Origin of the sequence: Sphingomonas yabuuchiae, assembly GCF_014199595.1 — a bacterium.
Classification (GTDB): domain Bacteria; phylum Pseudomonadota; class Alphaproteobacteria; order Sphingomonadales; family Sphingomonadaceae; genus Sphingomonas; species Sphingomonas yabuuchiae.
Map to the genome: position 1 here is coordinate 77,625 of NZ_JACHNX010000001.1, position 23,479 is coordinate 101,103.

The 23,479-nt window shown below is 67.3% G+C and carries 23 protein-coding genes; 6 read left to right on the forward strand and 17 right to left on the reverse strand.

Annotated features, from left to right (window positions below; all coding sequences use genetic code 11):
* The first annotated feature begins 152 nt into the window (after positions 1 to 152).
* The gene (locus GGQ89_RS00295) at positions 153 to 3,140 is read left to right on the forward strand and encodes a TonB-dependent receptor domain-containing protein (RefSeq protein ID WP_184103194.1); all 2,988 of its coding nucleotides are present in this window, start codon (positions 153 to 155) and stop codon (positions 3,138 to 3,140) included.
* Positions 3,141 to 3,245: 105 nt separating this feature from the next.
* Here GGQ89_RS00295 and GGQ89_RS00300 read toward each other — a convergent pair whose 3' ends face one another.
* A complete protein-coding gene (locus tag GGQ89_RS00300; protein WP_184103196.1) occupies positions 3,246 to 3,851 on the reverse strand; it encodes a TlpA family protein disulfide reductase in 606 nt (201 codons plus the stop codon).
* Positions 3,852 to 3,867: 16 nt separating this feature from the next.
* Between GGQ89_RS00300 and argH the strand changes: the two genes are divergently transcribed.
* The 5 genes from argH (at position 3,868) to GGQ89_RS00325 (ending at position 8,607) form a co-directional block, all read left to right on the forward strand.
* The gene (argH, locus tag GGQ89_RS00305; protein ID WP_184103985.1) at positions 3,868 to 5,235 is read left to right on the forward strand and encodes an argininosuccinate lyase; all 1,368 of its coding nucleotides are present in this window, start codon (positions 3,868 to 3,870) and stop codon (positions 5,233 to 5,235) included.
* Entirely contained in the window at positions 5,232 to 5,468 is a 237-nt protein-coding gene (locus tag GGQ89_RS00310) for a hypothetical protein (RefSeq protein ID WP_184103198.1), read from the forward strand. Before argH ends, GGQ89_RS00310 begins: the two co-directional genes overlap by 4 nt.
* A complete protein-coding gene (gene lysA, locus GGQ89_RS00315) occupies positions 5,468 to 6,730 on the forward strand; it encodes a diaminopimelate decarboxylase (protein WP_056432319.1) in 1,263 nt (420 codons plus the stop codon). The genes GGQ89_RS00310 and lysA overlap by 1 nt, the downstream gene beginning before the upstream one ends.
* A 153-nt stretch (positions 6,731 to 6,883) precedes the next feature.
* Positions 6,884 to 7,657 (forward strand): NAD(P)-dependent oxidoreductase, encoded by a 774-nt coding sequence (locus GGQ89_RS00320; protein ID WP_184103200.1) that lies wholly within the window; start codon positions 6,884 to 6,886, stop codon positions 7,655 to 7,657.
* Positions 7,654 to 8,607 (forward strand): zinc transporter ZntB, encoded by a 954-nt coding sequence (locus GGQ89_RS00325; protein ID WP_184103202.1) that lies wholly within the window; start codon positions 7,654 to 7,656, stop codon positions 8,605 to 8,607. Before GGQ89_RS00320 ends, GGQ89_RS00325 begins: the two co-directional genes overlap by 4 nt.
* 122 nt (positions 8,608 to 8,729) lie before the next feature.
* On the opposite strand, the gene fliS is transcribed toward GGQ89_RS00325, so the two are convergent.
* The 16 genes from fliS to fliF form a co-directional block, all read right to left on the reverse strand.
* Positions 8,730 to 9,149: a flagellar export chaperone FliS gene (gene fliS / locus GGQ89_RS00330; protein ID WP_056432310.1), complete on the reverse strand. Its 420-nt coding sequence runs from the start codon at positions 9,147 to 9,149 to the stop codon at positions 8,730 to 8,732.
* Between the two features lies 1 nt (position 9,150).
* Positions 9,151 to 10,629 (reverse strand): flagellar filament capping protein FliD, encoded by a 1,479-nt coding sequence (fliD, locus tag GGQ89_RS00335; RefSeq protein ID WP_184103204.1) that lies wholly within the window; start codon positions 10,627 to 10,629, stop codon positions 9,151 to 9,153.
* Between the two features lie 91 nt (positions 10,630 to 10,720).
* Positions 10,721 to 11,848 (reverse strand): EscU/YscU/HrcU family type III secretion system export apparatus switch protein, encoded by a 1,128-nt coding sequence (locus tag GGQ89_RS00340; RefSeq protein ID WP_056432304.1) that lies wholly within the window; start codon positions 11,846 to 11,848, stop codon positions 10,721 to 10,723.
* On the reverse strand, positions 11,848 to 12,621 hold the full coding sequence (fliR, locus tag GGQ89_RS00345) for a flagellar biosynthetic protein FliR (protein WP_184103206.1): 774 nt from the start codon (positions 12,619 to 12,621) through the stop codon (positions 11,848 to 11,850). The genes GGQ89_RS00340 and fliR overlap by 1 nt, the downstream gene beginning before the upstream one ends.
* A gap of 2 nt (positions 12,622 to 12,623) precedes the next feature.
* Complete coding sequence (gene fliQ / locus GGQ89_RS00350; protein WP_042487406.1) at positions 12,624 to 12,893, reverse strand: flagellar biosynthesis protein FliQ; 270 nt, start codon at positions 12,891 to 12,893, stop codon at positions 12,624 to 12,626.
* Positions 12,894 to 13,238: 345 nt separating this feature from the next.
* Positions 13,239 to 14,132 carry a flagellar type III secretion system pore protein FliP gene (gene fliP / locus GGQ89_RS00355; RefSeq protein ID WP_184103208.1) on the reverse strand — a complete coding sequence of 298 codons (894 nt, stop codon included), beginning with the start codon at positions 14,130 to 14,132 and terminating at the stop codon, positions 13,239 to 13,241.
* Positions 14,129 to 14,485, reverse strand: coding sequence for a flagellar biosynthetic protein FliO (locus tag GGQ89_RS00360; protein WP_056432296.1), 357 nt, complete (start codon positions 14,483 to 14,485; stop codon positions 14,129 to 14,131). Before GGQ89_RS00360 ends, fliP begins: the two co-directional genes overlap by 4 nt.
* Before the next feature lie 7 nt (positions 14,486 to 14,492).
* Positions 14,493 to 14,783: a flagellar motor switch protein FliN gene (fliN, locus tag GGQ89_RS00365; RefSeq protein ID WP_042487397.1), complete on the reverse strand. Its 291-nt coding sequence runs from the start codon at positions 14,781 to 14,783 to the stop codon at positions 14,493 to 14,495.
* Positions 14,780 to 15,757 carry a flagellar motor switch protein FliM gene (locus GGQ89_RS00370; RefSeq protein ID WP_056432294.1) on the reverse strand — a complete coding sequence of 326 codons (978 nt, stop codon included), beginning with the start codon at positions 15,755 to 15,757 and terminating at the stop codon, positions 14,780 to 14,782. The genes fliN and GGQ89_RS00370 overlap by 4 nt, the downstream gene beginning before the upstream one ends.
* A gap of 3 nt (positions 15,758 to 15,760) precedes the next feature.
* Positions 15,761 to 16,465, reverse strand: a complete 705-nt coding sequence (locus GGQ89_RS00375) for a flagellar basal body-associated FliL family protein (RefSeq protein WP_056432291.1) — start codon at positions 16,463 to 16,465, stop codon at positions 15,761 to 15,763.
* 10 nt (positions 16,466 to 16,475) lie between these two features.
* On the reverse strand, positions 16,476 to 18,050 hold the full coding sequence (locus tag GGQ89_RS00380) for a flagellar hook-length control protein FliK (RefSeq protein WP_184103210.1): 1,575 nt from the start codon (positions 18,048 to 18,050) through the stop codon (positions 16,476 to 16,478).
* A 10-nt stretch (positions 18,051 to 18,060) separates the two neighbouring features.
* Complete coding sequence (locus GGQ89_RS00385; protein ID WP_076714606.1) at positions 18,061 to 18,498, reverse strand: hypothetical protein; 438 nt, start codon at positions 18,496 to 18,498, stop codon at positions 18,061 to 18,063.
* A gap of 23 nt (positions 18,499 to 18,521) precedes the next feature.
* Entirely contained in the window at positions 18,522 to 19,871 is a 1,350-nt protein-coding gene (locus GGQ89_RS00390; RefSeq protein WP_056432283.1) for a FliI/YscN family ATPase, read from the reverse strand.
* On the reverse strand, positions 19,865 to 20,662 hold the full coding sequence (locus GGQ89_RS00395) for a FliH/SctL family protein (RefSeq protein ID WP_076714608.1): 798 nt from the start codon (positions 20,660 to 20,662) through the stop codon (positions 19,865 to 19,867). Before GGQ89_RS00395 ends, GGQ89_RS00390 begins: the two co-directional genes overlap by 7 nt.
* Positions 20,655 to 21,668, reverse strand: a complete 1,014-nt coding sequence (gene fliG / locus GGQ89_RS00400; RefSeq protein ID WP_056432276.1) for a flagellar motor switch protein FliG — start codon at positions 21,666 to 21,668, stop codon at positions 20,655 to 20,657. Before fliG ends, GGQ89_RS00395 begins: the two co-directional genes overlap by 8 nt.
* A complete protein-coding gene (gene fliF, locus GGQ89_RS00405) occupies positions 21,668 to 23,479 on the reverse strand; it encodes a flagellar basal-body MS-ring/collar protein FliF (RefSeq protein WP_184103212.1) in 1,812 nt (603 codons plus the stop codon). The genes fliG and fliF overlap by 1 nt, the downstream gene beginning before the upstream one ends.

Consider the following 23,479-nt stretch of genomic DNA (forward strand, 5'->3'; position numbering starts at 1 on the left):
ATTCGGCTGATTGTGCAACGCAGCATGCGGCGATCGGTTGCCGGGGCACGATCACAAGCGCCTCTGCCGCTAATTTGAAGAAAGTATATTATATTTGACGAAAGGTAGTTTTTTGGTCATATAGCAAGAATAAGATCAAGAGGGGTCCATCGATGAATGGAAATTACACGCGGCTGGCCTGTTCGGCTGGCGCGATTGCGATCGCGTTGCTTTCGGTTTCGCCGGTTCAGGCGCAGGTGAAGAAGGCTGCTGGCCAAAGCGAGGACACACGCTGCCTGCCGGACCAGCCCTGCCCGCCCGATGCGGCACAGGTTTCGGATGGCAATCCTGCCGTTGAGGGCGAGGGTATCGTCGTCACCGGCACTCGCCTCCAGCGTCCCAATTTCACCAGCAACAGCCCGCTGACGGTCGTCGATGCGACCGAAATCCGCCTTCAGGGCGCGATCCAGGTCGAAAACGTGCTGAACCGCCTGCCGCAGGTGACGCCGGACGCGAACGAGAATGGCTCCAACGGGTCGGACGGCACCGCGCGCGTCAACCTGCGCAACCTGGGCAGCAACCGGAACCTCGTGCTCGTCAACGGCCAGCGCATGCTGCCGGTGCAGGCCAACGACCTGAACTTCATCCCCGCCGCGCTCATCAAGCGGGTCGACGTCGTCACCGGCGGCGCGTCGGCGGTCTATGGCTCGGACGCGATTTCAGGTGTCGTCAACTTCATCCTGCGCGACGACCTGGACGGCGTGCGCACGGATATCCAGTACGGTTTTGCCCAGCACCAGAATGACAACGCGTTCGCGCGCGGCGTGCAGAGCCAGGCCAATTATCGCCTGGCCCAGCCGATGATCCTGGACGGACAGAAGCTGGACGTGAACGTCGCCTTCGGCACCAACTTCCCCGACGGTCGCGGTAACGTCACTGCCTATTTCGGCTATCGCGACACCAAGCCGGTGCTGCAGGGCGACCGCGACGTGTCGTCCTGCGCCTTCGATCCGGCGGGGACGGGCAATTCGACGCTGACCTGCGGCGGATCCAGCAACAACCAGTACGGCCTGTTCGACCCGATCACCGGGCCGAACGCCGATGCGGGCCGGTTCAACAACACCCGCGACGGCAACCGGACCTGGGTGCCCTATGACTCCAGCTTCCGCTACAATTATGCGCCGCTGAACTATTTCCAGCGCAACGACACACGCTACACGGCGGGCGCCTTTGCCAAATATGAAATTTCGCCTGCCATCGAAGCCTATGGCAGCTTCATGTTCATGGACGACCATACCAATTCACAGGTCGCCCCGTCCGCGCTGTTCCAGGGCTATACCTACTCGATCAACTGCGACAATCCGTTCCTGAGCGCGCAGCAGGGCCAGATCCTGTGCGGCAATGCCTATGGCACCAATGCGACGCAACAGGCCTATATCGGCTATCGTCCGGTGGCCGGGAACGCCCGTCCGCGTCGCGACGACCTGCGCCACACCGATTTCCGCGTCACCGGCGGCGTGCGCGGTGAGATCGCGCCGGGCATCCGCTATGACGCCAACGCGCTGTTCTCGACGGTTCTCTACAACGAGACCTATGAGAACGACATCGACCCGTCGCGTGCCAATCGTGGCATCCAGGTCGTCAACGTCAACGGTACCCCGACGTGCAAGTCGGTGATCGACGGCAGCGACCCGCAGTGCGTGCCGCTCGACATCTTCCGCTATAACGGCATTTCGGACGCGGCGTTCGGCTATATCTATGCGCCGACCTCGACCCGCGGCGTCGACCGCGAAACGGTGCTCAGCGGCAACATCAGCGCGGACCTGGGCACGTACGGCGTCAAGTCGCCTTGGTCGGACGACGGCATCGGCGTCGTGCTCGGCGTCGAGCACCGGTACGAGAGCCTGGAGTTCAAGGCCGACGCGCTGGCGCTGCAAAAGGGGACCAAGGAAACCCAGGGCCGTTTCGACGTGAACGAGGTGTTCGCGGAAATCGAAGTGCCGCTGATCCAGAACAAGCCCTTCGTCAAGGAACTGGCGCTGAACGCGGGCTATCGCGGATCGGACTATTCCAACCTGTCCAAGATCGTCTCGACCTACAAGGCCGAGCTGTCCTGGGCGCCGAGCAGCGATATCCGCCTGCGCGGCAGCTATAACCGCGCGATCCGCGCCGCCAATGTGTCCGAGCTGTTCGGGCCGCAGTTCAACGGCAATGTCAGCGCACAGGACCCCTGCGCCACCGCGACGCCGACCGCGACCTTCGCCCAGTGCGCCCGCACCGGCGTGACCCAGGCGCAATATGGCCGCATCACCGACTGTCCGGCGGAAACCTGCACCGCGCAGTTCGGCGGCAATCCCGCGCTTCGCCCCGAAACCGCTGATACCTATACGGCGGGCATCGTCTTCACCCCGACCTTCCTGCGCCGCCTGTCGCTGACGGTCGATTATTTCGACATCCGGGTGCGGGACTATATCAGCTCGATTTCGGTGCCGCAGACGATCAGCCAGTGCATCGCGACCGGCAATCCGTTCTTCTGCAACCTGTTCAAGCGTGATCCGCGCGGCGGCATCATCTTCGGCGATCAGGGCTATATCGTCTCGACGACGCAGAATACCGGTTCGCTGCGCACTTCGGGCGTCGATTTCGGCCTCAGCTATTCCCAGCCGCTGGGCGGCGCGGGTTCGCTCGCCGTCGATTTCCAGGGCACCTGGAACCGCAAGCTGGTGAACGAGCCGGTGAAGGGCCTCGGCTCCTTCGATTGCGTCGGCTATTTCGGCCCGACCTGCGGCCAGCCCATGCCGGAATGGCGGCACCAGTCGCGCTTCACCTGGACCGATGCGGCGAAGGTCGGATCGATCTCGCTCAACTGGCGCTATATCGGCCCGACCAAGCTGACCAACAATTCGACCGACCCGAACTTCGCGAACACGCCGTCGATCTTCAACAGCCGGATCAAGACGTACAATTACTTCGATCTGGCGGGCACGGCCAAGGTGCAGGACGGCATCGTCTTCCGCGCCGGCGTGAACAACCTGTTCGACCGGGATCCGCCGATCATCGCGCAGGGCCTGCTGGCCGCGTTCGGCAACGGCAACACCTATCCTGGCATGTACGACGCGGTGGGGCGCACCGTGTTCATCGGCCTGACGGCGGAGTTCTGATGCGAAAAGGGGGCGGTCGAGCGCCGCCCCCGGTTCAAACCATTTTACCCCAGCCTGTCCCGTCCGGTTCACCCCGGGCGGGACTTTTTCATGGGGGCGTCCGGCTTACTTCGCTTCGGCGAGCAGCTTGGTTGCTTCCGCCCCGGCCCAGTCGAAGCCGCCGGTCACGCGCCAGATCTCCTTGCCGTCCGCGCCATAGAGGATCGTGGTCGGCAGATTGGCCTTGTAATGGACGCTCAGGGTCAGCTTCGGGTCGAGATAGATGGGCAGCGCGTCCAGCTTCCTGCCCGCCAGGAACGGCTTGACCTTGGCCATGTCGTCCTGGGCGACCGCGATTACCGCGACCTTGCCCTTCAGCCGCTGGGCGGTGGCGGCGAGGGTCGGCATTTCCGCGACGCACGGCCCGCACCAGGTTGCCCAGAGGTTGACCAGCACCGGCCGCCCCCGGAAATCGGCGAGGCTGGTCGATTTGCCGCCCATGGCGGTGAAGGGCAGCAGCGGCGCGGCCTCGCCCTTGTGGCTGCGGTCGACCGCGCCCGTGGGCTTGGGCGCCTCTATGGCCGATGCGCCGGACGCCTCGCCGCTGGTGACTTCGCCGCTCGAAACTTCGCCGCTGGAGGTGTTGGCGGCTTGCTCCGGGGCGGGGCTTTGCTTATCGCACCCGGCGACCATCAGCCCCAGGAGACAGGCGATCACGGTACGCGACGACATGGGCGGCTCCAACGCAATGTGGGGCGGGCGCTTCGCAGAAGGTCCCGCCGCGGTGATGCGCGAGATAAACGCGTCCATCCCCTTCGACAAGCGATTGTGGAAACAGGACATCGCCGGGTCGAAAGCGCATGTCGCGATGCTGGGCAAACAGGGCATCGTCTCGGCCGAGGACGCCGCGACGATTTCCGCCGGGCTGGACCAGGTGGCCGAGGATTATGCCGCCAACGGCGTGTCGGAGGACCTGACCCTCGAAGACATCCATATGCAGACCGAGGCGAAGCTGGCCCAGCTGATCGGCCCGGTCGCGGGGCGTCTGCACACCGCGCGGTCGCGCAACGACCAGGTGGCGACGGACTTCCGCCTGTGGGTGCGCGATGCGATCGACGAGACGCTGGCGGCGCTCGGCGCGTTGCGGAACGCGTTGCTGACGCGGGCCGAGGACCATGCCGACAGCGTGATGCCGGGCTTCACGCACCTCCAGTCGGCGCAGCCGGTGACGTTGGGCCATCACCTGATGGCCTATCACGAGATGATCGTGCGCGACGCCAGCCGCTTCGTCGCGGCGCGAGCGCGGATGAACCAGTGCCCGCTGGGCTCGGCGGCGCTGGCGGGGACCGGCTTTCCGGTCGACCGCCACATGACCGCCGAGGCGCTGGGCTTCGACGAGCCGACGCGCAACTCGCTCGATGCGGTCAGCGACCGGGACTTCGCGATCGACTATCTCCAGGCGGCGACCAACTGCTCCCTGCATCTGTCGCGCTTGGCCGAGGAGTTCGTGCTCTGGGCGTCGCAGCCCTTCGGCTTCGTCGCGCTGTCCGACCAATGGTCGACCGGCAGCTCGATCATGCCGCAGAAGCGCAACCCCGACGCGGCCGAGCTGGTGCGCGGCCATGCCGGGCGGATCATGGGCTGCATGACCAGCCTGATGGTCACGATGAAGGGCCTGCCGCTCGCCTATTCCAAGGATATGCAGGACGACAAGCCGCCGGTGTTCGAGGCGCACGACCTGCTGGCGCTGTCGATCGCGGCGATGACCGGCATGGTCCAGAGCGCGACGTTCCGGACGGAGCGGATGCGCGCCGTGGCGGAGGCGGGCTTCTCGACCGCGACCGACCTGGCCGACTGGCTCGTCCGTGTCGGCGGCATCCCCTTCCGCGAGGCGCATCACATCACCGGCCGCGCGGTGAAGCTCGCCGAGGAGAAGGGCGTGATGCTGCACCAGCTGTCGATCGACGACCTGACCGGCATCGACGCGCGAATCAATGACAGCATCTATGACGTGCTGTCGGTCGATGCCTCGGTCGCCAGCCGGGTCAGCTTCGGCGGCACCGCGCCCGCCAATGTCCGCGCCGCGATCGCGACTGCGCGGGGATTGCGGGCATGAAGCCCGCCATCGCCCTGCTGGTCGCGCTGGCGCTGACCGGCTGTGGCGCGGCCAACCGGCTGCAACCGGCCAAGGGCGAGAGCCTGCCGGTCGCGCCGCGCGGCGCCACCGCGACCCCGACGCCGCAGCAATTGCTGACGGTCACCCCCCAACAACGCCCGCAACGCTCCGACGAACTGATGACCCAGTCGCAGGATCGGCGTTCGGACGAATTTGATTTGCCCCCCCGCTGATGGACCATTTTCACTTTTCGAACGGCGAACTCCATGTGGAGGACGTGCCCGTATCCCGGATCGCCGCCGAAGTCGGCACGCCGGTCTATATCTACTCCGCCTCGACCTTCCGCCGTCATGCGCAGGTGTTCCGCGAGGGGCTGAGCGCCCTGCCGCGCGTGCATCTGGCCTATGCGATCAAGGCGAACCCGAACATCGCCGTGCTCCGCGTGCTGGCCGATGAGGGATACGGCGCGGACGTCGTCTCGGTCGGCGAGATGCGCCGCGCGCTGGCGGCGGGGATGAAGGCCGAGGACATCGTCTTCTCCGGCGTCGGCAAGACGAAGCGAGAGCTGGTCGCGGCACTGGAGGCCGGGATCGGCCAGTTCAACCTGGAGCTGGAAGAAGAGGGCGCGGTCCTCGCCGAGCTGGCCCACGCACGCGGCCTCGTCGCGCCTGCTACGTTGCGCGTGAACCCGGACGTGGATGCGGGCACCCATGCCAAGATTTCGACCGGCCGGAAGGAGAACAAGTTCGGCGTGCCGATCGACCAGGCGCTGGGCATGTTCGACCGTCTGGCGGGGCTGCCCGGCATCGACCTGAAGGGTGTCGCCTGCCACATTGGCAGCCAGCTGGGCGATCTCGCGCCGCTGGAGGCCGCCTATAAGCGCGTCGGCGAGCTAGTCGCCGAGCTGCGCGGGGCGGGGCACCGGATCAGCCGCGTCGACCTGGGCGGTGGCCTGGGCGTGCCGTACAAGCCGGGCGACGTCATGCCCGCGCCTGCCGCTTATGGCGAGATGGTCGCGCGCGTGACGAAGGACTGGGATGTCGAGCTGATGTTCGAGCCGGGCCGGGTGATCGCGGGCAATGCCGGGGTGCTGGCGACCGAAGTCGTCTGGGTGAAGCCCGGCGTCGCCAATCCTTACGTCATCGTCGATGCGGCGATGAACGACCTGATGCGCCCTGCGCTCTACGACGCGCATCACGACTTCGTCGCGGTTAAGCCGACCGGCGAGACGATGATGGCGAATATCGCAGGCCCGGTGTGCGAGACGGGCGATACCTTCGGCATGAACCGCGAGATCGACGCGGTGAAGTCGGGCGACCTCGCCGTGTTCCGCACGGCGGGTGCATATGGCGCGACCATGGCGTCGACCTATAACAGCCGCCCGCTGGTGCCCGAAGTCATGGTCGAGGGCGACCGCTTCGCCGTCGTCGCCGACCGCATCGCCGCCGAGACGATCATCGCCGCCGAGCGCGTGCCGGAGTGGCTGAAGAAGTGATGCCTGCCGCCCTATTCCTCCCCAAGCTGGGCTTGGGGAGGGGGACCATTGCGTCAGCAATGGTGGAGGGGCGCGACGGACCGGCCATGCCCCTCCACCACGCCCTGCGGGCGCGGTCCCCCTCCCCATCTGACGATGGGGAGGAATGGTGACGTGAGCCTCGCCAGCCTGCCTTTGTTCGTTCGGCTGGGCGGTCGCCCGGTGATCCTGCTGGGCGAGGGCGAACCCGCCGAGGCCAAGCGCCGCCTGCTCGAACGCGCCGGGGCGCTGGTCGTCGGGGAGGATGCCCAAGCCGCGCTCGCCATCGTCGCCATCGAGGATGAGGACGAAGCACAAGCCGCCATCGCGCGATTGAAGGCACGCGGCGTGCTGGTCAACGCGGTCGACCGTCCGGCCGCGTGCGACTTTACGCTGCCCGCCATTGTCGAGCGCGGGCCGGTCATCGTCGCGATCGGCACCGGCGGCGTGTCGGCAGGACTCGCGGCGGCGCTGCGCCAGCGGCTGGAGACGATCCTGCCCGCCGGACTGGGGGCGCTTGCCGAAGGTCTCTATGCGGCGCGTGCGGGCCTGCGTGCGCGCTTTCCCGATGGCGCGCAGCGGCGGCGGGCCATCGGTGCGGCATTGTCACCCGGTGGTGCGCTCGACCCGCTGGCCGGCCATACGGATGTCGCGGGCTGGCTGGCTGGTGCGGCCCGCCCCGCCGCCCAGGTCGAGGCGTTCGTCCTGACCTCGACCGACCCTGACGACCTGACCCTACGGCAAGCGCGCGCGCTGGCGGCGGCCGACCGGGTCTATCACCGCGCCGATGTGCCGCCCGCGATCCTCGACCGGGCCCGCGCCGATGCGGTCCGGATCGAAAGCGACGCGCTCCCGGTCGAGCCGGGTGAGGGGCAGATCGTCGACCTGAGCATGGACCACCGCGCATGACCGGCTTCGCCTACAGCATCGACGGCGGCCAGGCCGAGGCGATCCCGATCCGCGCGGCGGTGGAGGCCAAGGCACGGCTGGTCTGGGTGCATCTGGAGACCAATGACGCGGTGGCGCAGCGCTGGCTGCGCGATTCGGCGCATCTGGCCGATTACGTCATCGACGCGCTGACCGCCGCCGAAACCCGCCCGCGCTGCGAGGCAGTGGGCGAGGGGGCGTTCCTGAACCTGCGCGGGCGCAGCAGCGCGCCGCTCGACGGATCGGACATGCTCGCCTCGGTGCGGATCTGGGCGATGAAGGGCCGCGTCTATTCGGTCACCCGCCGCCCGCTGCTGGCGGTCGATACGGTGCGCAAGGAGGTGGAGGGCGGCACCATCGCCGATCCGGGCGACCTGATCACCGCCTTCGCCACGGCCATCACCAACGATCTCGATCCCGATGTGGCGGGTCTGGGCGACGAGCTGGACAGTTGCGAGGAGCAGCTGGACGAACACCGCGTCTTCCAGCTGCGCCGCACGGTCAGCCGGGTGCGCGTCGCCGCGATCGGTTACCGTCGTTTCCTTAATCCGCAGCGCGCCGCGCTGGAGAAGCTGGCGGCGCTGCCCGGCGACTGGCTGGCCGATGACGACCGGCTGCACCTGTCCGCCGCCGCCGACCGCGCCGCGCGCATGGCCGAGGAGCTGGAGTCGATCCGAGAACGCGCCGCGCTGGTCCACGAAACGCTGACCGACATGCGGGCCGAGCAGATCGACAATCGCGCGCTGGTCATCTCGATCGTGGCGATGGTGTTCTTGCCGCTGACCTTCATCACCGGGCTTTACGGGATGAACGTCAAGAACCTGCCTTATGCCGAGGAACCTTGGGCGTGCGATGCGATCCTGGGCGCCTGCGCGCTGATCGCGGCGGGGATCGTCATCTACTTCGTCCAGAAACACTGGTTCCGGCGGTAAGACGGGATCAGCCCAATGCTCCGTTCAGCCTGAGCGTAGTCGAAGGCCAAGGGTAACATAGCGCGTAACGTGCGCTTCGACTTCGCTCAGCGCGAACGGAGGGCGGCGATTCGCGGCCCGATTCAATTACCCTTCTTCGGCGCGTTCATCTTGCGCACGGTTTCCCATGCCTCCGCGATATCGGCGATGCTGGCCGCGACGTTGCGGAAGATCTGTGCGTCCTGGCCCAGCGAGGCGTCCACGATCTGCTTGCGCGCGCCGCCATAGAGGCGGGCGAAGGTGATCGACATCTCGCCGCCATTCTCGAAATCCAGGCCCGCCTCCAGCGCGAACAGGATGGCGGTGGCGCGCGTCACCCGCTCGCTCTTACGCGCGAGCTGGCCATGCTCGGTCGCCCAGGCGGCGGAACGGAGCGCGGAGATCAGTTCCTCGTAGAGCAGCTGCACCAGCGCAGGGCCGTCGGCCATGGCGGTGCGACCGACCACGTCGATCTGGCGATAGACGGCGGCGGGATCGGTCAGAAGGGCGGAGGCATAAGTCATATCAGTTGCTCTTCGTCCACATCTTGACCTGCTGATCCATGAGCCCCTGTGCTGATTTATAGGCCGACACGCGGCTGTTCATCGCCGCGAAGCGCGCGGTCAGCGCGTCGCTGGCCCGTTCGCGATTGTCGGACAGGCGGCTCTGTTGATCCGCCAGGTCCTTCTGCGCCTGTGTCAGGTTGCTGTACGACGCGGTCAGGCCATAGACGCTGCTGGTCGCCGACAGCTGGATGCTGTTCATCCGCGCCGACAGGCCGATCAAATTGTCGCCGCTGGCCTGGAACATCTTCTCGACGGAACCGGGATAGGTCGACAGCGCCTTGGACAGCTGCGTCTGGTCGATGGTCAGCGTGCCGTCCTTCTCGGTCCTGACGCCCAGGTCGGCCAGCGTCTTGGGGCCGAGATCGACGTCGCTGCCGGGTACCAGCTTGGTGGTGGTCAGCGAGCGCATCGACTGGGCCAGCGAACGCGCGGCGGGATCGGCGCGCAGATCGCCCGTGATCGGGTCGATCGCCTTGTTCAACGCGGTCATATTGTCGTTGAAGGTCGAGACGAAGTTGGACACGACGGTGCTGAGCGCCGCGCTGGGGCTGGAGCCGGTCAGCGTCAGCGGCTTGGTCGATACCGCGGACAGGGTCATGTTCACGCCGGGCACCAGGTCGTTGATGGTATTGCTGGCCCGCTCGACGGTGACGCCGTCCATCGTGATGCTGGCATTGGCGGCGGTCGACGATGTCGCGGTGCCGGTCGCGCCGTTGCCGACGTTCAGCCGGGCGAGCCCCGCCGTATCGCCTTCGGTCGCGGTGATGGTGAAGCTGTTGTCCTTGCCGCTGGTCCCGGTGAAGGACAGGAAGGCATTGCCGCTGGCGTCGGTGACGACCGATGCGGTGATGCCGGTATTGGCGGCATTGATCTTGGCCGCCAGCTGGTCGGGCGTCGAGTCGTTGGCGCCGAACGACACCGACACGGCATCCTTCGATCCGACCTTGATCGACAGGCTGCCGGTGCCCAGCGAGGCCGTCTTGGAAAAGGACGCTTTGGTCGAGGAGACCTGCGCACTGGCCAGCGCATTGACGGTGATCGACTTGGACATGCCCGCCAGCTTGGCGCCCGCGGCCGTCGTCACGCTCATGGTCGACGGATCGGAGCTGGTCGCCTGAGTCGCCAGCGTTCCCCCGCTCGCCAGCGAGGCCAGCGCGGAGGCGAAATCGGTGATCGCGCTCTTGATCGACGACACACCCGAAATCTTTGCGGTCAGCGTGTCGGACTGCGCCTTGAGCGCCGCGGTCTTGGCGGCGAACTGCGCCTCGATCAGCGAGGGGACGACCGTCGACAGGTCGATGCCCGAACCCGCCTGCAACGAGTTGAACAGCTGCTGGGCGGCGGTCTTCGTCGCATTCTGCGCCGCATTGGTCGAACTCGTCGAGCTGGAGGAGGTCGTCGTGGTATTGGACGATGTGCTCGAGGAAACGGTGGTCATCGACGATACTCCGGCGCGCGCTTGCCATGCTTAACGGCCGCCAGCCGCCGGGCTTTAGGGGGATGCGACGAATGACGGGGAGCGAGACGCATCATGGCTGCTCGACGCCGTTCTCGTCGAAGCGGGCGCCCACTGGCACCTCGACCGGTGGCTGCGACGTACCGCCCGCCCCCGCATTGAGGCCGAAGACGAAGGCGAGCACGACGGCGATCGCCTGGTACAGGTCGGCGCGCACCTCCTGGCCCTCGCGGCTGGTGTAATAGACGGCGCGGGCGAGCTGCGGATATTCCAGCACCGGCGTATCCAGCTCGGCCGCCAGTTCGCGAATGGCCAGCGCGGTCGCGCCGCGTCCCTTGGCGACCACCACCGGCACCTCGTCCTGCCCCCGGTCGTAACGCAGGGCGACGGCGAAATGGGTCGGGTTGGTCAGGATGACATGCGCCTCCTGCACCGCCGCGCGCACCGCGCGGCGCGACATCTCGCGCTGCTTGCCACGGATATGCGCCTTGGCCTCCGGGTTGCCTTCGCTTTCCTTATGCTCGTCCTTGACCTCCTGCTTGGTCATCTTGAGCTTGGAGAAGAGCTGGATGATCTGGATCGGCACGTCGAACCCGGCGATCAGGATCAGGCCGAAGCCCATGACCAGCAGGATGGTGATGAAGGTGCCGCCCAGCGATCCGATCGCGCCGTTCAGGTCCGACTGCGCCAGCCCCAAGGTCGTGCGGGACGATTTCCACAGCATATAGGCGCCCAGCGCGCCGAGCAGTACGACCTTGAGCAGCGACTTGCCGAGTTCGATCCAGCCATGCGCGCCGAAGATACGCTTCAGGCCCGAGGCGGGGTTCAGCTTGGACGGCTTGGGCGCCATCGCCTTGGGATTGAACTGGAGCGAGCCGAGGCCCGCCTGCGACGCGATGGTCGCGACGATCGTGACCGCGAACAGCGAGGCGAGCGAGGGCCACAGCTTGCCCCCGGCCTCCAGCAAGGGGCGGAACGGCTCGAAATCCTCGACATCGGCATGGGTGAATTGAAAGCTCGTCGCCATCACCGCCTTGCACGCGCCCAGCAAGGTGGGACCCGCGAACATCAGCCAGGCGATACCCGCCATCATCACCAGGGCCGCCGCCAGGTCGCGGCTGCGCAGGATCTGCCCGTCCTCGCGCGCTTTGTCGCGGCGCTTTTGGGTTGGGGCTTCTGTCTTTTCGCCGCCCTCCGACATCAGCCGATCACCAATGTCTCGGTGGCGGCCAGCGCCTCGCGGATGATGACGAGCATATAGTCGCCCATCGCCGGGAAGGCGACGGCGATGGTAATGACGCCGATGGTCAGCGCAGCGGGCATGCCCACCGAGAAGAGGTTGAGCGAGGGCGCGGCGCGGCTCATCATGCCCATGACGAGGTTCAGGCAGAGCAGCAGAAAACCGACTGGCAGCGCCAGCAGCAGCCCGGCCAGAAAGGCATAGCCGCCGAACAGCGCTATCGCCTTGAACTGTGCCGGGGCCATCCAGGCCTGTCCGGGCGGCATCGCCTCATAGCTTTTCACGATCGTCTCGACGAGGACGAGGTGGCCGTCGACCGACAGGAACAACAGCGTCAGCATGACGGTGAAGAACTGGCCCAGCGCCTGGCTCGACCGGCCGTTGAGCGGATCGACGGTCGTGGCGAAGTTGAGGCCCATCGACCCGCCGATCAGCTCGCTGGCGACCAGTGGGGCGGTAAAGGCGATCTGAAGGATCAGGCCCAGCGCCAGGCCGACGATCGCCTCGGCCGCGACCGACATGATGGTGGGGACCGAGAAGATGACGGGCGGCGGCACGACCGGATGGACCGAGTTCACCAGAAAGGCGATCGCACCGGCCAGGCTGACCCGCACGGGCAGGGGGATCGACACCGCGCCGAACACGGGCGCGGTGATGAAGGCGGCCCCGATGCGGATCATCAGGAACAGGATCGCCCAAGCCTGCGGCTCGATCGAGAGGCCGAAGCCGAGCATGGTTACTTCACGAGATCGGGAATGCGCTCGAACATGCTGACCATGAAGTCGCTGAGCAATCCGACGATCAGGCTGCCGAAGATCAGGATCGAAACGGCGACGACGATCAGCTTGGGGACGAACGACAGGGTCTGTTCGTTGATCGAGGTCGCGGCCTGGATCATGCCGATCACCAGGCCCGAAACGAGCACGGGCACCAGGATCGGCGCGGCGGCAAGCGCCAGCACCCACATGCTCTGGTTGGCCAGCGTCAGGAAATATTGGGCGTCCATGATGCGGTCTTTGGTCCCGAATGGGGTGTTTTCCGTCGCCTTCTGCGTCGCTCAGGCTGATGCGAATTATCGGCGAAAATGGTTAACGAAGGCCTGCGTCGTCGGCCGTTTCGCAGGGTGGAGTCGCACTGCTATTCCTCTCTCGCCCCTCATAGAGGGGAGAGGGTTGCGCAGACTTGGCCTTTGCGAAAGCAAAGGCTTAGTCGGAGCTGGGTGAGGGGTGGGCGCGCGTAACGCGCGCGCGAGCCTTCAGGCTCGCTCAACTCCTCACCCAAGCTGCGCTAGCCAGCACGCTGGCAAGCTCCGCTAACCCTCTCCCCTGTCCAGGGGAGAGGGAAAAAGTACCTATGTCGCGAAACTGTTCGCCAGGCTGCCCATGGTCAGCGCCCAGCCATCGACCAGCACGAAGAGCAGAAGCTTGAAGGGCAGGGATATGATCGACGGCGACAGCATCATCATGCCCAGCGCCATCAGCACGGTGGCGACGACCAGATCGATGACGATGAAGGGCAGGAAGATCAGGAAGCCGATCTGGAACGCGGTCTTCAGCTCGGAGGTGACGAAGGCGGGCAGCAGCACGGCATAGGGAATGTCGTTGGGGCTGGCATAGGGGCCGGACTTCGCCATTTCGGCGAACATCGTCACGTCCTTCACCCGCGTCTGCTTGGCCATGAAGGCGTGGAGCGGCGCGCCGGCGGCCTTGATCATCTCGGTGCCGGGCAGGCGGCCCTGCGCATAGGGTTCGATCGCGTTGGTGTTCATCTGGCTGATCGTCGGGGCCATGATGAACAGCGACAGGAAGACCGACAGGCCGATCAGCACCTGGTTCGGCGGCGTCTGTTGCAGGCCCAGCGCCTGGCGCAGGATGGCGAGCACGATGACGATCCGGGTAAAGCTGGTCATCATCAGGATGATCCCCGGCAGGATCGTCAGCAGGCCCATGATGATCAGGACCTGGAGCGACAGACTCAGCGAGCCCGAGCCGCCATTGGCACCGCCGCCCAACTGGCCCAGCGCGCGGTCGACCGCATCGCCGACGCCCGGTGCGGGAGCCGCCGCCGGAGCCGCGGCAGGCGCGGCCTGGGCGAAGGCGGGCATCGCGATGACCAGCGCCAGCAGCAGGGCGAGCAGGATCCACAACGGCTTCAGGCTGCGCTTCGGCATGTCACGGCCCAGGGCGCGGTCCTGCGCGCGGATCAACGCGGGGCCGGTGCCCCGGCGAGTGACGGAAATGCTCATTGGTCGAACGTCTTGGGTGCGAAGCGCGAGACGAAATCGGGACGGCGCGGGGTGGTCGGCGTCGGCGGCGCGGGGTTCGGCGCCGCAGGCGTGGTCCCATTGCCCTCGACCTTGTCGACCAGCTGGACGCCGCCGCGCCCGACCGAGACGAGCAGGTTGCGCCCCTCGAATTCGATGACCGCCAGGCGCAGGCCGGGCGAGATCATCATCGTCTCGCGGACATGGATCAGCCGCGTGGCGGGGCGACCCGGCATCCGGCTTTCCAGACGGCGCCACAGATAGAGGCAACCGATCATCAGGCCGCAGATCAGCGGCAGCAGGATGACCAGCTTCAGGATATAGGACCAGAGCATCTTTGGCTCAGCCGCGCTTGTCGGGGTTGACCAGCTCGGTCAGGCGCACGCCGAACCGGTCGCCGACCGTCACCACTTCGCCGCGCCCGATCAGCGTGCCGTTGACCAGCACGTCGAGCAGCTCGTTGGCCTGACGGTCCAGCTCGATCACGCTCGATTCGGACAGCGCCAGCAGCTCGCGCAGCGACAGCTGGGTCGAGCCGATCTCCACGGTCAGCTTGACGTCGACATCCTGAAGCAGCCGGAAATTGGCCGCGACCGACGTATCGACGGGGAAGCCCCCGGCCATATCGTTCATTCTTCGAATCCTTCGTGAGCGCGGGCCAGTCCTTCGATGGACCGGTTGAGCGAGGTAAGCTGGACGGCGGCGCGGCCATTGGCGGTGCCGACCGTGCCCATGCCGAGCAGGTCGCCGCCGACCATCACCGGCACTTCCGGGCCGAAACTGATCGGGATCACGTCGCCGATCTTCAGCTCCATCAGGCGGCTGAGCGACACGACGGGTTCGGCCAGGACCGAGCGGACCGGGAAGCGCACCGTCATCACCGCGCGGGTCAGGTCGCCGCGCCAGGTGGGATCGACCTCGGCCTGCTTGTCGACGACCTTGCCGGTCAAAGCGGAGCCATGCGGCTTCAACGCGCTGACGGGGTAGAGGATGTCGATCATGGTCGGACGGCGGTTGCGGCCGTCGATGCCGAAGCGGGTGACGATCATCGCGTCGTCGCCCTCGATGCCCGACAGCATGGCGGGCGATGCCTCAGGGTGACCGGCGCGAAAGTCGATCCGGGCCAGCGATTCCCAGGCACCGCGAAGCGGCGCGGCCATCATGTCGCCCAGCTGGCTCACCATCGCCTCGGCGGCGGGCGAGAATTCGGGCGGCAGGACGTCGGGCACGGCCCCGGTGCCGCCGAACAGCAGGTCGATCATCGCCAGGCTGAATGCGCCGTCGATGACGATCAGCGCCTGGGCGTCGGAGGTGATGCCGCTGGGCGAGGTCATCGCCATGGGCAGCCACGCGCTCAGGCCGTCGCCACGCTCGGCCCGGTAATCGGCGAAGCGCTGGACGACCAGCGGCTCCGCCCAGCAGCGCAGTTCCTCACGCAGAAGGGATTCGAACAGCCCCCGCAGCGACCGCGCGAGACGCGCGGACAGATGCTGCATCGTATGCAGGTCGCCGAACGGATTGAGCTTGGTCGTGCCCAGCACGCCGTGATCGGCGGTCTGTTCACGACCGCGTTCGCGGCGTTCAACCTGAGGGGCGGCGTTAACCATGCCTCACTGAACAACAAAATTGGTAAAGTAGACGTTAGCGACGCCTCCGAATCCCTCCTTCTGCCGCAGAATCTCGTTGATCGAGTCGACCAGCTTGCGTTGCAGCTGGCGCTTGCCCTCACTGGAAAACACCATTTCCTCATTGGCGTCGCCCAGCGTCATCAGGATGGCCGAACGGACCGCCAGGTCGTTGGTCTTCAGATTGTTGATGACCGTGTCGTCATAGGGCGTCGAGATGGCCAGCCCCACCTGGATGATATGCACCGAGTCGCGCATGTTCGAGGTGAAGTCCTTGGGCAGCTCGTAATAGTTGGACGCATAGCGTTCGCCGCCATCGCCCACCGGGGTCGGCATGCCCTTGTTTTCATGGGCCTCGCCGCCGCCTTCGCCATGGCCGCCCTCGCCACCGCCTTCGCCGCCGCCATGACCGCCTTCGCCGCCCTCGCCGCCTTCACCCTCGGCCCCGGCGCGCTTCTGCTCGGACTTGGGCACCAGCTTGGGGCCGGGATGCTTGGCCTCGGCCTCGGCCTCGCCATGGTCTTCCTTGGCATGGCCGCCGCCGCCGATCAGGCCGGAATTGGCGGCATACAGCCCGGCCCCCACGCCCCCGCCCAGCAGGACGAGCACGCCGACCACCATCACGATGATCTTGCCCAGCTTGCCCTTCTTCTTGGGCGCCTTTTCGTCGGTTTCCTTCGCGTCACTCATGGTTCAGTCCTCAGGCGATTCGGGTGGAGGCGGCGGCCGGGTCCCCGGCGTCGCTGGAAGCGGTGGTGCCCGCAAAGGCGGGGCGGGTCGGCATGACGGGATCCGGGCGACGCGGCGGCGCCTGTCGCTCGCCGCCCATGCCCGACTGGCCCAGATCGACCGCCGTCTGACCCAGGCGCATCCCCTTCTCCTCGGCGAGTCGCGCCAGTGTCGGCTGGGCGTCGGCGAGCAGGGACGCGGTCTGCGCCTGATCGGCGGTGAAGTGGATATGCGTCGTCCCGTCCTCATGACGCAGGTTCACCGCGATGCCGCCCAGCGCGTCGGGCGACAGCTGGATTCGGGTATCGGCGGTGGCGGCGTCCTCGCGCATCCGGTCGATGCGGTCGATCATCCCCTGCGGCCAATGATGTTGCGTCATGTCGAGCGGGGCCTGATCGGCCCCCGTCTTCGCGACGACCGGCGCGGCGGTCAGCGAATCGGCGCGGGTCAGCGTCGCGGGGTCGACCGACAGCGCGGCTTCGTCCTTGCGGCGATCGGTGCGCGGATCGAAGCTCTGCTCGCTGCGCATTGCGGTCCCGAAAAGCTGTATCGCGGGAGCGCTCTGGCCCGTCTGGATAATCGGGGCAGGGGCCTGGATCGGCAGGGGGGCGACGACAGGCGCGGACCCGTTCGTCACGGCAAAGCGAAGGGGCGTGTCCTGCCGGATGGGTATGGTGGATGCGCTGTCGGTTGCCGGGGCCTCGATCGGAATCGCGGTCGGCAAGGCATCGGCGCGAATCGCCAGCGGGATGCCGGGCGCGGCGGCACGGACGACCTGCTCGGTTGTGGGTGCGGCGGTTTGCTGGGCTGGCGCCGTGTCACGCGCAACCGTGGACGCGGACGCATTCGCCTGTGTCGCCAACGGGGCACTCGGCACCGCGTCTCCAGTCATCATCGCGACGGGCCTATCGAGGCAGGGCGTGGACGGAATGGTAGAACCCGCCTTTGGCGCCACTATCGCGGGTGATGCAGACGATGGCGTCGTGGCCGTAACGGTCGGCGGAGTCACCGTCAGCGGCGTAGCGGTTCGGTCCGAGATCGGCAGCTCGGGCGCGCCGTCATCCGCAATGGGCAGCGTCATGGCGGGCGGTACGGGCATCGTGCCCCTGAGCGGGTCGACGCTGATCGGCGTGTCCGCCACCGGCTTGCTCGTCGGGGCGGGCCCGGCGTCCGGCAGGGTCGGCATGGCCGCGAGAAGCGTGGTGATCGGCGCGGGCGAAGCGCTCGACGCGGCGACCGGCGACGCGATGGGTTCGGGCGGGGCCAGGGCGACGGTCGGGATCGCGAACGGCATCACCGGCAAGGCGATGGCGTCGCTCGGCACGTCCTTGCCGTCCTTTTCGGTCGTGCTGCCGTCCTTGGTCGTGTCGCCTTCCGACTTGGGCGAGCCCTCGGCGCTGTCCGAACCCGCCGCATCGCCCATGCCGGGCATCAGCGCGAAGAGCATCGCGAAGGCGGACGCCATCGGATCGCCGGTAACACCCCCTGCTGCCGAGCGGGCGGACGCGGTGCCGGGGGGCGTGAGCGAGGAGATGGAGGACATCATGACAAGTCTGTCAGCAAGGATCGTGCCGATTGCGACGCGCGCCGCCGCTGGCGGGCATATCCTCCAGCGCGCGCATCTCGGCACGGATCGCGGCCATGCGCGCGCGGTCCATCAGCTTTTCGACGGCGGTCTGGTCGCGCTTGGCGGCCTTGGTCTGTTCGCCCGCCTGCGCGGCGCGGTGTTCGGCCACTTGGATGCGCGCCGTCGCGGCATCGGCCGATTCGAGCAGGCGGTTACGGAAATGCGCATTCGCCATCAGCGAGGCGGCGGACGCGGTCACTGCCGGGGTCGGCGTCACCGCATCGATCAGCTGGCCGATACGCTGCGACAGCTGATGCTCGGAGGCGACCCGCTCCTGCGCGCGCGCCTCATCGGCCATGGTCAGATTGAGTTGCAGCGTGCGGACCCGGTGAAGCCGGGCCAGCATCGTCTGTTGCCGGGATGCCATTCATGTCCCCCCTTGGATGCGGATCAGCCGAGCGGCTGGCCGAAAATGCCCACCAGTTCCTCGACCGCATGGTCGAGCGGCACGACCTCGTCGGCGTCCTGCCGGATATATTCCATCACCGCCGGGTGGCAGGCGATGGCGGCATCGATCGCCGGGTCCGCGCCCGCGCGATACGCGCCCATCAGGACGAGATCGCGATTTTCCTCATAGGTCGCGAGATGACGGCGCAGCGTCCGTGCCGCCTGGGCATGCGGGCGGCCGACGATATCGGTCATCACGCGGCTGACCGAGGGGCCGATATCGATGGCGGGATAGACGCCGCGCTCGGCCAGATGGCGGTTGAGCACGATATGCCCGTCCAGGATCGACCGCGCCGAATCGACGACCGGATCGTTGCCGTCGTCGCCGTCCGCCAGCACGGTGTAGATGGCGGTGATCGAACCGGTCCCGTGCGCATCGGCACCCGCTCGCTCGATCAGGTTGGGCAGCATCGCGATGGCGGACGGCGGATAGCCACGCGCAGAGGCGGGTTCGCCCAGCGCCAGCCCGATCTCGCGCCCGGCATGGGCGACGCGGGTCAGCGAATCCATGATCAGCAGGACCTTCTTGCCCTCGGCCCGGAACGCCTCGGCAATGGCGGTGGCGCGCAGGGCGCCCCGGATACGCAGCACCGGCGAATGGTTGGCGGGCACCGCGACCACGACCGAGCGGGCGCGCGCCGCCCCGGCGACCTTGGTTTCCAGGAAGTCGGCGACTTCGCGGCTGCGCTCGCCGATCAGGCCGATGACGATGACGTCGGCGCGTGCCGCGCGGACCATCATGCCCAGCAGCACCGACTTGCCGACGCCCGACCCCGCCATGATGCCGACACGCTGGCCCTGACCGATGGTCAGCAGCCCGTTGATCGCGCGCACGCCCACGTCCATCGGCTCCAGCACCCGGCCCCGGTCGAGCGGCGACTGCATCTTGCCCGCCAGCGGCCAGTGGCTGGCACCGCGAATGGGACCCAGGCCGTCGATCGGCTTGCCCGACCCGTCGACCACGCGGCCCAGCATCGCGGCACCGACTTCCGCCTCGCCCGGAGGGCCGAGCGGGCGCACCGGCGCGCGCGGGAGCAGGGGGGCGGGGCCGCCCAGATTCATCATCAGCGTGCGGCCGTTGCGGAAACCGATCACCTCGGCCTCGACGCAGTGCCCGTCCTTCTCGCCGCCCCTCTCTCCAATAGCACAGACCGTGCCGACCGGCAGCGACAGCCCGACCGCTTCCATCAGCAGGCCGTCATAGGAGGCCAGCCGCCCCGCCACGACGGGGCGCGGCGCGAAATCCGCCTGGGACAGCGTTTCCAGATAATCGGTCGTGAAACGGTTCAGCATTGGGGAACGGGCACCTTGTCGATCGCGGCGGCGAGCTGGTCGAGCCACAGCGAGGGGCCATCCTCGACGATGGTCGAGGCGCTTTCGAGGACGAAGCCGCCGCGCTCCACATTCGGATCGCCGACGGGGAACACGGTCTGCGGCAGACGCTCGGCCAGCAGCGCCACGTCGTCGGGATGGACGCGCAGCATCGCGGCTTCCTTGGCATCGGACAGCATGTCCATCGCCGCCTCGATCCGGCCGGTCAGCCGGTCGGCATCGACGCCGATCTCACCGACCAGCTTGCCGACCAGCATCAGCACGGTCTGGCGCAGCTGTTCGGCCATGGCCTGGCGATCGATGCGCGCCGACAGCGCTTCGGCGATGGAAGCGACCATGTGGCCGTCGCGCGCCTCGGCCTCGGCCTGCGCCTGGAACTGGCGCTGGGCGGCGGCCAGCCCCTCGGCATAACCCTCGGCATGACCCGACGCGTGGGCGGCGGCGAGCGGATCGATCGCCGGTTCGGCGACATCCTCGCACGCGGCAAAGGGGTCCCAGCCCTGGGTCGGATCGTGATCGCGGCTGGCGGGGTGGAAATGGCGCGGCTGGCCGGGCGCGACATTGTCGGCCGAGGTCGCGCCCAGGCCGCCGGTCGGCGCCTGCGGCCGGAACGAGATCGGGCCCGAGCCCAGATCGATGTTGACGCCCGGCATGCCCGAGGGCGCAAAGCCGCCGGGCGGCGCGAACGCCTGTTGCAGCGCGGCCGCCGCCGCATTTTGCCGCGCGGAGAAACCAGCGACGAAATCAGACATAATCGTCCTCGCCTCCGCCCATCATGATCGTGCCTTCCTTGGCGAGGTTGCGGGCGGTGGTGATCATCGACTTCTGCGCTTCGAGCACTTCGGACAGCTTCATCGGACCGCGCGATTCGATCTCGTCGCGGATACCGGCCGCCGCACGTGCCGACATGCAGCCCAGGAAGCGTTCGCGCGCCGCCTCGTCCGCGCCCTTGAGCGCGCGGGTGAGGACTTCGCCATCGACGTTGCGGATGAGCGTGCCAAGATTCTTGTCGTCCATGTCGAGCAGGTTGTCGAAGATGAACAGCGCTTCCTCGATCTGCTTGGCGACGTCGCGGTCGATCTTGAACAGCTTGGGCATGACCCGCTGCTCGGTCGCCTTGCGTGCGCTCGACAGGATCTTGGCCGCTTCGCGCGATCCGCCCATGGCCAGGCCCTGGCCGCCGCTGCCGCCTTCGCTCCAGCGCTTGAGCACGCCGTTCAGCGTGTCGATCGCCTGCGGCGTCACCGGACCCAGCCGGGCGACGCGGTGCAGGATGTCGGGCTGCATCACCTCGGGCAGCAGCTCCAGCACCTTGCCCGCCACGGCGGGGTCGCAATTGGCGATCAGGACCGCGCCGATCTGCGGATGTTCCTTCTCGACGATCTTGGCGATGTCGATCGGGTCGAGCCAGCCGAGCATCTCGATCTCGCACTGCGCCTCGGCGGGCACGATGCGCGACAGGACGCTGCTGGCGCGCTCGGGGCCGAGCGCCCGGTTCATCACATTCTCGACGATCGGCTTGGGCTGAAAGGCGATCGAGGCGCGGGCGCGGGCACAGCCGACGAAATCGTCGAGCACGAAGCCGACATCCTGCTCGCTGACATCGGCGATCGAATACATCGCCTTGCCCAGCTCGCGCACTTCATCGGGTTCCAGCTTCTGGAGAATGGCGGCGGCTTCTTCCTCGCCGACCAGCATCATCAGGACGGCGGCGCGCTCGACCCCCGAATAGACGCGCCCCTCTTCGACCGATGCCATTACTGCTGCGCCTCCGAACGGATCATGTCACGGACGGCGAGCGCGGCGCGCGCCGGATTGTCGCGGGTGAAGCCACGCACCTTGGTGATCCGCTCGTTGAAATTGTTGGTCTCTTCGATCTCGTCGAGCGTCACGGCAGGCGGCTGCTGGCCGATCATGCCCGCCATGGGCTGGCCGTCCGCGCCGACCCACATGGGCTGGCCATCGGCACCGATCCGCACGGGCTGTCCGTCGGGACCCATCACCGGCTGGCCATCGGCACCGAGCAGGACATTGCCCACGCCCGCGCCATCGGCCGCACCCATGGGCAGCGCCTTGGCGGCGTCGGCCGCGTCCTTCTTCTTCGACATGGCCTTCACCATCGGCCGCACGCCGAGCAGCAGGACCAGCAGTGCGATCACGAGCGCGGTCGCGTTGCGGGCCACGATGGGCAGCCAGCTATTGTCGTACCAGGCGCGCTTGTCGTCGACATTGGCGTCGGCGAACTTGCGGCTGATCACCGTCACATTGTCGTTGCGCTGCTGGTCGAAGCCGACCGCCGATTTCACCAGGTCGGAAATCTGGTTGATCTCCATCTGGCTGCGCTTGCCGGTGGCGGGATCGCGCAGCAGGACGGCAACGGTCAGCCGCTTGATCGAACCCGGCGCGGCGCGGGTCACCGACACTTCCTTGTTCAGGTCATAGGCACGCTGGAAGGCGTCCGACTGCTTTTCCGGGTTCACGCCCGGGCCACCGGCGACCGGCTTGCCATCGGCGGGCGGGTTGCCGCTCGCGCCGTTCGCGGGCTGCGGCTGCTGCAGCGTGCTGGCGGGCGGCGGCGTGTTGGACAGCGCGCCGGGAATGCCGCCGGGGGTGGTCGGGTCCTTCTGATTGCCGGTCCAGTTGCCGGTTTCGGCACGCAGCGCGCCGTCCTTGTCATAGCGTTCGCGGGTCGCGCTGGTCTCGTCCAGATTGACCTCGGTCTGCACCTCGGCGGTGAAGTTGCCGGCACCGACCAGCGGGGTCAGCAGCTGGATCAGCTGGGTGCGGTACTTCTCCTCCAGGCGGCGCTGGAAATCGATGCGGCGATCGTCACCGGTCGCGCCGTCCGCGCCCTTCTTGGACAAAAGGCCACCCATCTGGTCGACCACGGTCACGTCCTCGGGCTTCATGCCCGGCACCGACGAGGCGACGAGATTGACGATCGACTGGACCTGCGATTCCGACAGCGAGCGCCCGGCGTTGAGCTTGAGCACCACCGAGGCCGACGGCGAGGACTTGTCGCGGATGAAGGGCGAGGCATCGGGCGTGGCGAGGTGCACGCGCGCCTCGGCCACCGCATCGATCTCCTCGATCGACCGCGCCAATTCGCTCTCGCGCGCCTGGCGAAGGCGTTCGCCCTCGACCGCGCGGCTGACGCCCATCGGCAACTGGTCGAGGATCGCATAACCGCCAGGCGCCTGCTTGGGCAGGCCCTGGCCCGCCAGCAGCATCCGTGCCTTGGAGTAATCCTCCTCGTTCACGGTCAGCGCGCCGGTGCCGTCGTTGATCTTGCTCTTGATGTTCGCGGCCGACAGCGCGGTCGTCACCGCCTGCTTGTCCGCGTCCGACAGATTGTCGAACAGCGTCTTCTGCGGCGGGCTGGACAGCGCCATCCAGGCGAGCGCGGCGGCGGCGATCAGCCCGATCAGCATCGCCATCGGCGCGGAACGGCGCACGGCGGGCTGCGCCATCACCGATTTGATCTGGCGAAGCGGGTTGGCGAACTTTTCCGGCAAGGGCGGCAGGGCCGGTGCGGGATTGGCGGATGCGGGGGTGAGGGCAGTGCTCAT

What these genes read in the sequence shown, in the direction of transcription:
- GGQ89_RS00295 (WP_184103194.1), top strand. Translation starts at nt 153, where the DNA reads ATGAATGGAAATTACACGCGGCTGGCCTGTTCGGCTGGCGCGATTGCG.
- GGQ89_RS00300 (WP_184103196.1), bottom strand. Translation starts at nt 3,851, where the DNA reads ATGTCGTCGCGTACCGTGATCGCCTGTCTCCTGGGGCTGATGGTCGCC.
- argH (WP_184103985.1), top strand. Translation starts at nt 3,868, where the DNA reads ATGTGGGGCGGGCGCTTCGCAGAAGGTCCCGCCGCGGTGATGCGCGAG.
- GGQ89_RS00310 (WP_184103198.1), top strand. Translation starts at nt 5,232, where the DNA reads ATGAAGCCCGCCATCGCCCTGCTGGTCGCGCTGGCGCTGACCGGCTGT.
- lysA (WP_056432319.1), top strand. Translation starts at nt 5,468, where the DNA reads ATGGACCATTTTCACTTTTCGAACGGCGAACTCCATGTGGAGGACGTG.
- GGQ89_RS00325 (WP_184103202.1), top strand. Translation starts at nt 7,654, where the DNA reads ATGACCGGCTTCGCCTACAGCATCGACGGCGGCCAGGCCGAGGCGATC.
- fliS (WP_056432310.1), bottom strand. Translation starts at nt 9,149, where the DNA reads ATGACTTATGCCTCCGCCCTTCTGACCGATCCCGCCGCCGTCTATCGC.
- fliD (WP_184103204.1), bottom strand. Translation starts at nt 10,629, where the DNA reads ATGACCACCGTTTCCTCGAGCACATCGTCCAATACCACGACGACCTCC.
- GGQ89_RS00340 (WP_056432304.1), bottom strand. Translation starts at nt 11,848, where the DNA reads ATGTCGGAGGGCGGCGAAAAGACAGAAGCCCCAACCCAAAAGCGCCGC.
- fliR (WP_184103206.1), bottom strand. Translation starts at nt 12,621, where the DNA reads ATGCTCGGCTTCGGCCTCTCGATCGAGCCGCAGGCTTGGGCGATCCTG.
- fliQ (WP_042487406.1), bottom strand. Translation starts at nt 12,893, where the DNA reads ATGGACGCCCAATATTTCCTGACGCTGGCCAACCAGAGCATGTGGGTG.
- fliP (WP_184103208.1), bottom strand. Translation starts at nt 14,132, where the DNA reads ATGAGCATTTCCGTCACTCGCCGGGGCACCGGCCCCGCGTTGATCCGC.
- GGQ89_RS00360 (WP_056432296.1), bottom strand. Translation starts at nt 14,485, where the DNA reads ATGCTCTGGTCCTATATCCTGAAGCTGGTCATCCTGCTGCCGCTGATC.
- fliN (WP_042487397.1), bottom strand. Translation starts at nt 14,783, where the DNA reads ATGAACGATATGGCCGGGGGCTTCCCCGTCGATACGTCGGTCGCGGCC.
- GGQ89_RS00370 (WP_056432294.1), bottom strand. Translation starts at nt 15,757, where the DNA reads ATGGTTAACGCCGCCCCTCAGGTTGAACGCCGCGAACGCGGTCGTGAA.
- GGQ89_RS00375 (WP_056432291.1), bottom strand. Translation starts at nt 16,465, where the DNA reads ATGAGTGACGCGAAGGAAACCGACGAAAAGGCGCCCAAGAAGAAGGGC.
- GGQ89_RS00380 (WP_184103210.1), bottom strand. Translation starts at nt 18,050, where the DNA reads ATGATGTCCTCCATCTCCTCGCTCACGCCCCCCGGCACCGCGTCCGCC.
- GGQ89_RS00385 (WP_076714606.1), bottom strand. Translation starts at nt 18,498, where the DNA reads ATGGCATCCCGGCAACAGACGATGCTGGCCCGGCTTCACCGGGTCCGC.
- GGQ89_RS00390 (WP_056432283.1), bottom strand. Translation starts at nt 19,871, where the DNA reads ATGCTGAACCGTTTCACGACCGATTATCTGGAAACGCTGTCCCAGGCG.
- GGQ89_RS00395 (WP_076714608.1), bottom strand. Translation starts at nt 20,662, where the DNA reads ATGTCTGATTTCGTCGCTGGTTTCTCCGCGCGGCAAAATGCGGCGGCG.
- fliG (WP_056432276.1), bottom strand. Translation starts at nt 21,668, where the DNA reads ATGGCATCGGTCGAAGAGGGGCGCGTCTATTCGGGGGTCGAGCGCGCC.
- fliF (WP_184103212.1), bottom strand. Translation starts at nt 23,479, where the DNA reads ATGAGCACTGCCCTCACCCCCGCATCCGCCAATCCCGCACCGGCCCTG.